This is a genomic window from Pseudomonas sp. SG-MS2, assembly GCF_009933855.1.
Lineage (GTDB): Bacteria > Pseudomonadota > Gammaproteobacteria > Pseudomonadales > Pseudomonadaceae > Aquipseudomonas > Aquipseudomonas putida_E.
The window spans coordinates 1-9569 of record NZ_MOMO01000025.1 but is presented as its reverse complement, the minus strand read 5'-3'; the positions used below and the strand labels follow the sequence as shown (position 1 = coordinate 9569).

At 61.1% G+C, this 9569-nt stretch carries 10 protein-coding genes; 7 read left to right on the top strand and 3 right to left on the bottom strand.

The window, feature by feature from the left end:
- The coding region (locus BLX42_RS02245) for a PAS domain-containing protein (protein WP_161871049.1) at positions 1–1115 on the bottom strand (1115 nt) is incomplete at its 3' end.
- Between the two features lie 126 nt (positions 1116–1241).
- Positions 1242–1856 (bottom strand): LysE family translocator, encoded by a 615-nt coding sequence (locus BLX42_RS02240; RefSeq protein ID WP_046785472.1) that lies wholly within the window; start codon positions 1854–1856, stop codon positions 1242–1244.
- A 109-nt stretch (positions 1857–1965) separates the two neighbouring features.
- Here BLX42_RS02240 and BLX42_RS02235 point away from each other — a divergent pair, with 109 nt between their 5' ends.
- The 5 genes from BLX42_RS02235 to BLX42_RS26510 all read left to right on the top strand — a co-directional run bounded on the left by BLX42_RS02235 (position 1966) and on the right by BLX42_RS26510 (position 6844).
- Positions 1966–2418, top strand: coding sequence for an Lrp/AsnC family transcriptional regulator (locus tag BLX42_RS02235; RefSeq protein ID WP_039604202.1), 453 nt, complete (start codon positions 1966–1968; stop codon positions 2416–2418).
- A gap of 287 nt (positions 2419–2705) precedes the next feature.
- Entirely contained in the window at positions 2706–4118 is a 1413-nt protein-coding gene (locus BLX42_RS02230; RefSeq protein ID WP_161871048.1) for a cytosine permease, read from the top strand.
- A gap of 220 nt (positions 4119–4338) precedes the next feature.
- Positions 4339–4578, top strand: a complete 240-nt coding sequence (locus tag BLX42_RS02225) for a FeoA family protein (protein ID WP_161871047.1) — start codon at positions 4339–4341, stop codon at positions 4576–4578.
- A complete protein-coding gene (locus BLX42_RS02220; RefSeq protein WP_161871046.1) occupies positions 4578–6404 on the top strand; it encodes a ferrous iron transporter B in 1827 nt (608 codons plus the stop codon). The genes BLX42_RS02225 and BLX42_RS02220 overlap by 1 nt, the downstream gene beginning before the upstream one ends.
- A 275-nt stretch (positions 6405–6679) precedes the next feature.
- Positions 6680–6844 carry a hypothetical protein gene (locus BLX42_RS26510; RefSeq protein WP_168216541.1) on the top strand — a complete coding sequence of 55 codons (165 nt, stop codon included), beginning with the start codon at positions 6680–6682 and terminating at the stop codon, positions 6842–6844.
- Positions 6845–6865: 21 nt separating this feature from the next.
- Here the strand turns inward: BLX42_RS26510 and BLX42_RS02215 are convergent, their stop codons facing one another.
- Complete coding sequence (locus BLX42_RS02215) at positions 6866–7570, bottom strand: NUDIX hydrolase (RefSeq protein WP_161871045.1); 705 nt, start codon at positions 7568–7570, stop codon at positions 6866–6868.
- A 138-nt stretch (positions 7571–7708) separates the two neighbouring features.
- On the opposite strand from BLX42_RS02215, the gene BLX42_RS02210 reads away from it, so the two are divergent.
- Positions 7709–8359, top strand: coding sequence for a nicotinamidase (locus BLX42_RS02210; RefSeq protein WP_161871044.1), 651 nt, complete (start codon positions 7709–7711; stop codon positions 8357–8359).
- Positions 8356–9555 carry a nicotinate phosphoribosyltransferase gene (gene pncB / locus BLX42_RS02205; protein WP_125923011.1) on the top strand — a complete coding sequence of 400 codons (1200 nt, stop codon included), beginning with the start codon at positions 8356–8358 and terminating at the stop codon, positions 9553–9555. The genes BLX42_RS02210 and pncB overlap by 4 nt, the downstream gene beginning before the upstream one ends.
- The last annotated feature ends 14 nt before the right edge of the window (positions 9556–9569 follow it).

Here is a 9569-nt window from a genome sequence, read left to right as displayed (position 1 = left end):
TTCAAGTCATGGGCAATACCGCCAGTCAACTGCCCGATCATTTCCAGCTTGTGCGCTTCGTGCAACTGCAGCATCGCAGCCTCACGCTGGGCGAGTGCCGCCGTGACGCGCTCCTCCAGGCTGTCGTTGAGCAGGTGCAGGGCGCGTTCTGCGCGGGCATGGGTAATGGCCGCCCAGCCTTGCTTGGCGGTTTCCGCCACCAACTGGCATTCCTCTTCAAGGCACTGGCGCGGGCTATGAAAGTGCACGCCAAGCATGGCCTCCAGGCGACCGCCACGCAGCACCGGTACATGCAGCGTGGAACATAGGCCGCTCAGGGGTGACGTTGCGCTGTCATGCGCTTGCTGCACCACCTGCCCTGCCGCCAACTGCTCATGCAGCGATGCGCCGTAAGTCGCATAGTGGTGTTGACCGACCAGCGAGGGCACGCCCTCAGCCCAATCGTGCGCGACCTTGAAACCTGCGCCATCGCCCTGATCTTCGCCAAAACAGACTTGCGCCGCCCCCAGGTGCTCGGCCAGGCGGCTCACCACATAGGCTTCGATGCGGTCTGCTTCGCCCAGCCCGGGCAACGTGCGGCCCAACTCCAGCAAGAACGCCTGGTTCTGCTGGAGGCGCACCCGCTCGGTGGTCTCGGTGACCAGGCACAACACGCCGCCGACAGTGCCATCGGCCTCACGCACCGCGGAATAAGACACATCGAAGTACACCGTCTCGCCCAATCCGTGGCGTTCTATATAAAAGGGGCGATCCTTGGCCGCGAAGGTCTGGCCAGTCTCACGCACACCGCGCAGCAACGGCTCGAGGTCATGCCACAGTTCGCGCCAGTATTCCTTGCCTGGACGCCCCAATGCGTGGGGATGCTTGCTGCCAATGGTCGGCGCATAGGCGTCATTGTAAAGCGCAGCAAAGGCCTCACCCCAGAACAGCACGAACTGCGCCTGGGCCGGCAATAATGTGGCCATCACCGCCTGCAAGTGGGGCGACCATGCTTGAGGCGGGCCGAGCGGCGAGTCGCTCCAGTCCATCGTCTGCAGCAGGGTGCCGATGGCACCGCCATTGAGCAGGAAGTGTGGTAGCGGATTGGGGGTTTCGTGTCGTTGAAGCGGTTTCATGTCTGGGATGTCCCGGGCATATTGCCATCTATCTGAGGATAAGAGATGTGCAATAAACAGTTCGTTCCCAGGGATTGGCCGTTAATTACTCGCCCGCTCAGCCGAGCATGCGCAGCACAGGCACCATCAGCCGAGTTGCCCGATCATCAACCCCAGCGCCACCAGGATCATCGCCGTTCCCGATAACCGCCCGACCCACTTCGCCGCCTCCGGCCGGGTACTCAGGACGGCTTTGGCGCCATAGCCGACCAGCAGATAGATCACCAGCGAACTGCACAGGTGGACCAACCCCAGCAGCAGGATCTGCACAGGCACCGGCCAGCTCGACTGTGGGTCGGTGAACTGCGGCAGCAAGGCCAGGAAAAGCAGGAACACCTTGGGGTTGAGCCCGCTCACGCAAAACCCCTTGAATGCCCAGCGCGAGCCGCTATCGCCTGCATCACCCGGCCCTCCTTGCGGCACCGCCGGGCTCAGTAACAGGTTGCCGCCCAGCCAGAGCAGATAGGTGCAGCCAGCCAAGGTCAGCAACAATAAGGCCAGCGGGTGCCCGGCAACCAGGCTGCCCACGCCAGCTGCAACGATCAGGGTTGCCAGAAAATGCCCGGACAGCATGCCTGCCACCGCAGGCATCACCCAGCGCCCGCGCATGCCGGCCGAGATGGCGTAAGCCCAGTCTGCACCGGGGGTGATCACGAACAGCAATGACACGGCCCAGAACGCCGTCAGCACACTGATTGCCACTTGAGTCTTCCTTCACGGGGTTTGGAGTGAGGAAAGCGTACGGATTCCATCAAGGGATTATCTTTCGTATATTTCCCTTTCAGGCCTTATTGATGGAAGATTCTTCTCCGTGGACAGGACAGACCGCAAGATACTTGCCGAACTGCAAAAAGATGGTCGTTTGTCGGTTACCGAGCTGGCCGATCGCGTGGGGCTGAGCCTCTCGCCTTGCCATCGGCGGCTAAAGGCGCTGGAGGAATCGGGGGCCATCCTCGGTTACCACGCACGCCTGGCACCAAGCGCCCTGGGGCTGAACTTCGCCGCGCTGGTGTTCGTCACGTTGCGCGAAGTCACCCGTCAGCCGGTGGCGGATTTCGAGGCGGCACTGGGCGAAATTCCGCAGATCGTCGAGGCGCAGCGGCTGTTCGGCGACCCGGATTACCTGCTGCATGTCGTGGCAAAAGACCTGCCGGCGTTTCAGAAACTGTATGACGAACAGCTGACCAGCATTCCCAACGTAAAGCGCTTGAGTTCGACCTTGGTGATGAAAGAGGTGATTCAGGACCGGATGCTGCCGATGTAATTGCATGCACTTCAATCGGGCAGCTCGCACCAACACCGCACACCCGTTTGAACGCATACCTGCTCAAACCGGCCAAACCCGCGCCTCCCAGCCCGGTGGCGCGCTCTTTGCCACCACTCGCCCCTTAACCTTTTGTCAGCCTTAGGTTTTTTAAGGTTTATGGGCACATATTTACTAATTTCTCCTTCCCCCCGCACCCCGCATCATCGCTCCAACAAGAACGCGTCGCCCTTCGCCGGCACGCACCCGGGCAGCACCCGATGCCCAACCTTGCCTTGGAGTCAGTCATGACCAGTGCAGCCAATTCGGCACCCCTCATAGAAAAACACACGATCGGCTACGTGCCCCCGCAAGACCGCCATGGAAAGGTAAGGGATCTGTTCACGCTGTGGTTCGGCGGCAACATCGCGCCGCTGCCCATCGTCACCGGCGCGCTCGGCGTGCAGCTGTTTCACCTGAACCTGCTGTGGGGCATCGTCGCCATTCTGGTCGGCCACCTGGTCGGCGGGGTGCTGATGGCGCTGCACTCGGCCCAGGGCCCGCAAATGGGCATCCCGCAGATGATCCAGAGCCGCGCCCAGTTCGGCTCGCTCGGGGCACTGCTGGTGGTGGTGATCGCCGGCGTGATGTACATCGGCTTTTTCGCCTCCAACATCGTCCTGGCCGGCAAATCGCTGCATGGCGTGGTAGACAGCGTGCCGGTACCGGTAGGTATCGTCATCGGCGCGCTGGGCTCGGGGATCATCGGCATCATCGGCTATCGCTTCATCCACGTGCTCAACCGCATCGGCACCTGGGTACTGGGCATCGGCATCGTGGTCGGTTTCGGCTACATCTTCACCCACGTGCAGAGCGACGATTTCCTCACCCGCGGCGGCTTCAACCTGGCCGGCTGGCTGGCCACCGTGTCGCTGGCGGCGCTGTGGCAGATCGCATTCGCCCCCTACGTGTCGGACTATTCGCGTTACCTGCCGGCTGACGTGAAGGTGTCTTCCACCTTCTGGACCACCTACCTGGGGTCGGCGCTGGGCTCGAGCCTGTCGTTCATCTTTGGCGCCGTGGCGGTGCTGGCGATACCTGCCGGCATGGACACCATGGACGCGGTCAAGCTCGCCACCGGCACCCTCGGCCCGATCATGCTGGTGCTGTTCCTGCTCAGCGTGATCAGCCACAACGCCCTCAACCTCTATGGCGCAGTGCTGTCGATCATCACCCTGATCCAGACCTTCGCCTACCGCTGGATCCCCACAGCCAAGAGCCGTGCGGTACTGTCGCTGATCGTGCTGGCGGCCTGTTGCGTAGTGGCAGTATTCGCCTCGGCGGACTTCATCGGCCACTTCGTCGACATGGTGCTGGTGTTGCTGGTGGTGCTGGTGCCGTGGACCGCGATCAACCTGATCGACTTCTATGTGATTCATAAAGGCGACTACGACATCCAGTCGATCTTCAAGGTCGATGGCGGTATCTACGGGCGCTACAACCCACAGGCGCTGACTGCCTATGCAGTGGGTATCGTGGTGCAGATTCCGTTCATGAACACGCCGCTGTACGTGGGGCCGATCTCCGAGCACATCAACGGTGCCGACCTGTCCTGGCTGGTGGGCCTGCTGATCACTTCGCCGCTGTACTGGTGGCTGGCGAGCCGCGACAGTGCCTATCGCCGTCGCCAAGCCAGCGCCAAGCTCGCGGCCGCAAGCTGATCAGGCAGATGCGCCAGGGCCTGGCGCAATGACAATCGCCTGGAAACGGGCGGTTGTGACAGCTCAGGGCGCCGCCAGCCACTGCTCGGTGTGTGAGCGTCTGCTGATAATGCCGCAGTTGTTTGGCCTTTCGTGAAGATATCTTCACCTTCCTTGCATCTGCCCAGTGCGGGAAATAGGATTATCGCAAATCCGAATCATTACCATCACGGGTAGTTCGATGTATCTGTGCGACTTGCCGCGTCAGCAAAAAGCGTTCGTCACTGAGGTTCTGAAGGCGGACACCACTGATTGCCTCAGCCAGCGCCTGCAGGATATCGGATTTGTCCCCGGTGAACCCGTAGCGGTAGTGGCGCGCGCGCCGTGGGGCGCAGACCCCATTCTTGTACAGGTTGCCGGCACCCGCTTCGCTCTGCGCCGTAATGAAGCCATGCGCATAGTGGTCGAGGTAGCCGTCTGATGTCCGGGACCCGCTTAGCCCTGGTCGGTAACCCAAACTGCGGAAAGACAGCACTCTTCAACTTGCTCACGGGTGCTCGGCAAAAGGTGGCGAATTACGCTGGGGCGACGGTCGAGCGTAAAGAGGGCGTGCTTCGCACACTTTCAGGCCGAGCATGCTACGTTCTTGATTTACCGGGCACTTACAGCCTGTCTGCCGTGAGCGAGGATGAACGGGTAACACTGCGCGTGCTCCAAGGCGACTATCCCGGCGAGGAACGCCCTGATTTACTACTGTGCGTAGTCGACGCCACCAACCTTCGTTTGCACCTGCGCTTTGTTCTTGAAGTACAACGCTACGGCATTCCCATCATCCTGGTCTTGAACATGGCCGATGCGGCGCGCAAGCGCGGTATATGCATCGACACGAGCAAGCTGTCAGCGGCGCTGGGTGCACCTGTTGTGCAGACCATCGCTGTTCGTCGCGACGGGGCTGATGAGTTGCTCAAGGCACTCGATGCCAACTGCGAACACCACGTCGCAGCGGTGCCGATGACAGGGGATCTGCACACCCGGGTTCGTCAGATTCTCGCGACTTGCGTGGTAACCCCGCAGTTGGGCGATACACGCGTAGATGCCATTGACCGATGGCTGATACACCCGCTGGTGGGCCCTTTAGTGCTGTTGACGGTCATGCTGCTGGTTTTTCAAAGTGTCTACCTGGTTGGTAAACCTATCACCGATGCCATCGCTGACAGTTTCGACATGCTGGCAACGGTGGCCCGCACCCTTCTACCTGCCGGACCGCTACAAGGTTTGCTGTGCGACGGATTGATCGGTGGCCTGGGCACCGTGCTGGGTTTCATGCCGCAAATTCTGGTGCTGTTCTTCTGTATTTTCGTTTTGGAGGAGTCCGGTTATCTGCCCCGCGCAGCGTTCATACTCGATCGACTGATGCGAGGGGTGGGCCTGTCGGGTCGTTCGTTCATTCCTTTGCTGTCAAGCTTTGCCTGCGCCATCCCGGGAATCATCGGGGCACGCAGCATCAGCGATCGTTACGACCGGCTTACAACCATACTGGTAGCACCGTTGATGACCTGCTCGGCACGCTTGCCGGTATATGCGCTTCTGATAGGCGCCGTGATACCCGACAAAACCATAGCCGGGGTGTTTGGCTTGCAGGGGCTGGTACTTCTTGCGCTCTATTTACTGGGGATCATTGGTGCCATGGCCGTAGGCTGGATATGCAAGCAGCTGAGGCCAACGGCCATGGCGCAACCGCTGCTGATGATGGAGCTGCCTGCCTACAGGATGCCCTGCGCACGGGACCTGGCCCAGAGACTGTGGGAGCGTGGGTACCTGTTTCTCAAGAAACTCACGGGGGTGATCCTGGCCCTTACGGTCATCATGTGGTTCATCTCTACATTCCCAAGTGCCCCTGTGGGTGCTGCCGGGGCCGCTATCGATTACAGCGTGGCGGGCTATCTGGGCAAAACCCTGCAGCCGCTTTTTGCGCCGCTGGGTTTCAACTGGCAAATCACCTTGGCACTGATCCCGGCATTCGCAGCCAGAGAAACGGCGGTGGCAACGCTGGCAACGGTGTATTCAGTGGCTGGCGCCGAGGATGTGTCGTCGCTTGGCCAAGCCTTGTCGGCCCAGATCTCGTTGGCCAGCGCGTTGTCGCTGATGGTGTGGTTCGCATTCGCGCCACAATGCATGTCGACCTTGGCGGTGATCCGGAAGGAGACTGCCAGTTGGCGGCAGGTAGGTTTGGCGTTCGGCTATATGTTTGCTGTAGCGTACGTCATGGCGTGGCTGACCTACTGCATCGTTCGGGCTGCCTCATGAGCCTCCTGGTTCAGTACGCAATCGTAGCGCTTGTGCTGCTTGGCTGCGCGCGCAGCCTGTGGCGCCGTTTGAGACCGTCCGCGGCAGGAACTTGCGCAAGCAATGGGTGCGGCACCTGCGCTGCAGGATGTCAGCCGGCCCAAAGGATACCGGCTGAAAATCTGCCAACGACCACCAAGGGCAGCGCCGAACAAGCGCCATGACGGACATGCCCTCCACCAGCCTGGGCGGCGTAAACCGCTCGGGTTTTTTGTCGTTTTCCGTTGGAACACCAAATGAAAAAATTGATCCTGCCTGTCGCCATTTTCATCAGCGTTATCATTGCTGGGAAAGCATCCGAACACTTCGGGTTAGAGGGCGGCTGGAAAATCGGCCTGCTCTGCATCGTGGCAGCCGTTGTCCAGATCCTGATTACGCGTCACCAACGCACGCAGCGATAATACAAAGAATAGAAAGCCCCATTATTTGCCCTCGGGCAACAGGCTCCGGTCGAACATGAACGGCCGATCTCCCTGCGGCGTATATTGATACAACTGCTGCGGCCTGCCGAGCCGCGGCTGATTCTTCTCCCCCGTATCGCGCACCCAACCCAGCTCACGCAGGCGCTCCAGGCGCTTGCGCAGCGAGGTGTTGTTCACGGCCTGGCCCAGGCACGCTTGCACCGCCCCCAATGCATCGAGCACCGTGAACTTCTCGGCCAGCAGGTTCAGCGGCAGGCTGCTGTACACCGTCTTGCTCGCCAACCGTTCGCGGGCGCGCTCCACCAGCAGGTTGTGATCGAACGGAAGCAGGACCTTGCGGCCCAACACACTGTCCAGGTCAAAAAAGGCCAACTGGTCACCTTCGACCTGCTGCCGAGGGTCAAGCAAGGCCAGGTAATAGGTGCTCAACGACCAGCCGCGCGGGTCGCGGAAGGCATTGCCTTCGGTACCTACCTGCTCCAGGTAACGCGGCAGCACCCGGGCCTTCTCGCCTAGCGCGCGCTCGGCGGCGGCCTCCAGGCTGGTGTCCGGGGTGCGGCCATTGACGAGCACGCCGGGCAAAGCCCACTGAGCGGCATGGGGCTCGCGCTCGCGGCGATGCAACAACACTTGCAGATGCTGGGCTTCGGGGGCCAGGCGCAGGGCGACGATATCGACGCTGGCCAGGACTTCGGCTGTACTCACTAAAAGGCTCCACTGCTCAATGACGTAATATTCCACCAGAGCGCTTAACTGGGGCAAGCATCGATAACTGCGGGACATGTGCTTGACACACTTATATCACCAGGTGAATTATATAGCCAGACCAGCGAGGAGAGCCCCATGAAAATCGCCAGTTTCGATGTCGACGCGCAAAACGGCTTCACCGCCAATGCCCCGCAGGAATTGCCGGTGCCCGAAGGCAATGAAATCGCCGCCGACCTCAACACCATGGCCCTGCGCGCCGACCTGCGCCTGGGCAGCAAGGACGCGCACCCGGCCAATGCCGCCTGGGTGGTCACAGAACCTGGGCAAATGCTGCAACCGCTGACGCTGGCCAATGCCGACCTGACCTGGGTCAGCCACTGCGTGCCGGGCACGCCGGGCTTCGAACTGCTGCCAGGCTTGCCCGCCCCCATCGATTACGACTACTTCGTGTGGAAAGGCGTCGAACCCGACCTGCACCCTTACGGTGCCTGCTACCACGACCTGGCCGAGCGCCGCTCCACGGGCGTCATCGAATACCTCAAGGTGCAGCAGGTGGGCGCGGTGATCGTCGGTGGCCTGGCCCTGGACTACTGCGTCAAGACCACCGCCCGGCAGCTGCGCCAGGCGGGCTTCCAGGTACTCCTGTACTTGCCTGCCTGCCGCGCCCTGACCCAGGAAGGCGCCATCACCGCGTGCGGCGCACTGGCAGCCGAGGGCGTCATCCTCTGCGGCGACGAGGCCGCGCTCGACCACCAGCTCTCTCTGATCAAGGAAGACCGCCCATGAGCGAAAGCGTTTTCGGCCCACGCATCGTCCAGAACCTGCTCGACACCGACTTCTACAAGATCACCATGATGCAGGCGGTGCTGCACAACTACCCCAACGCCGAAGTGGAATGGGAGTTTCGCTGCCGTAACGGCGAGGACCTCTCGCCTTACCTGGCTGAAATTCGCTATCAGGTGGAACAACTGGCAGACGTCACAGTCACCCACGACCAACTGGCGTATCTGGAGAAAATCCCGTTCATCAAGCCGGACTTCATCCGCTTCCTCAGCCTGTTCCGCTTCAACCTGCGCTATGTCCAGGTCGGCCTGGATGACGCCGGGCAACTGGCGATCCGCGTGCGCGGGCCGTGGCTGCATGTGATTCTCTACGAGATCCCGCTGCTGGCGATCATCAGCGAGGTACGCAACCGCTACCGCTATCGCGAAGTGGTGATGGAACAGGTGGGCGAGCGGCTGTACCAGAAACTGGACTGGCTCAAGGCCCATGCCAGTGCCGATGAGCTGGCGGGCTTGCAGCTAGCCGATTTCGGCACCCGGCGGCGCTTCTCGTACCGTGTACAGGAAACCGTGGTACATACCCTCAAACGCGATTTCCCGGGGCGCTTCGTCGGCACCAGCAACGTGCACCTGGCCCGCGAATACGAGCTCAAGCCCATCGGCACCATGGCCCACGAATGGTTCATGGCCCACCAGCAACTCGGCCCGCGACTGGTCGACAGCCAGGCTGCCGCGCTTGAGTGCTGGGTGCGCGAATACCGTGGGCTGCTGGGCATCGCACTGACCGACTGCATCACCATGGACGCGTTCATGGGCGATTTCGACCTGTACTTCGCCAAGCTGTTCGATGGCTTGCGCCACGACTCGGGCGACCCGCTGGCCTGGGCCGAAAAGGCCATCGCCCACTACCAGAGATTGGGCATCGACCCGCAAAGCAAGACGCTGATATTTTCCGACGGGCTGGATTTCGCCAAGACGCTTGGGCTGTACCGCGCCTTGCACGGGCGCATCAATGTGAGTTTTGGCATCGGCACCAACCTGACCTGCGATATTCCCGGCGTCGAGCCCATGAACATGGTGATCAAGATGACGGCCTGCAATGGCGCGCCGGTAGCCAAGATCAGTGACAGCCCAGGCAAGACTCAATGCCGCGATGAGAACTTCGTGGCGTACCTTAAACATGTCTTCAAAGTGGCTTGAGCACTGTCATATAT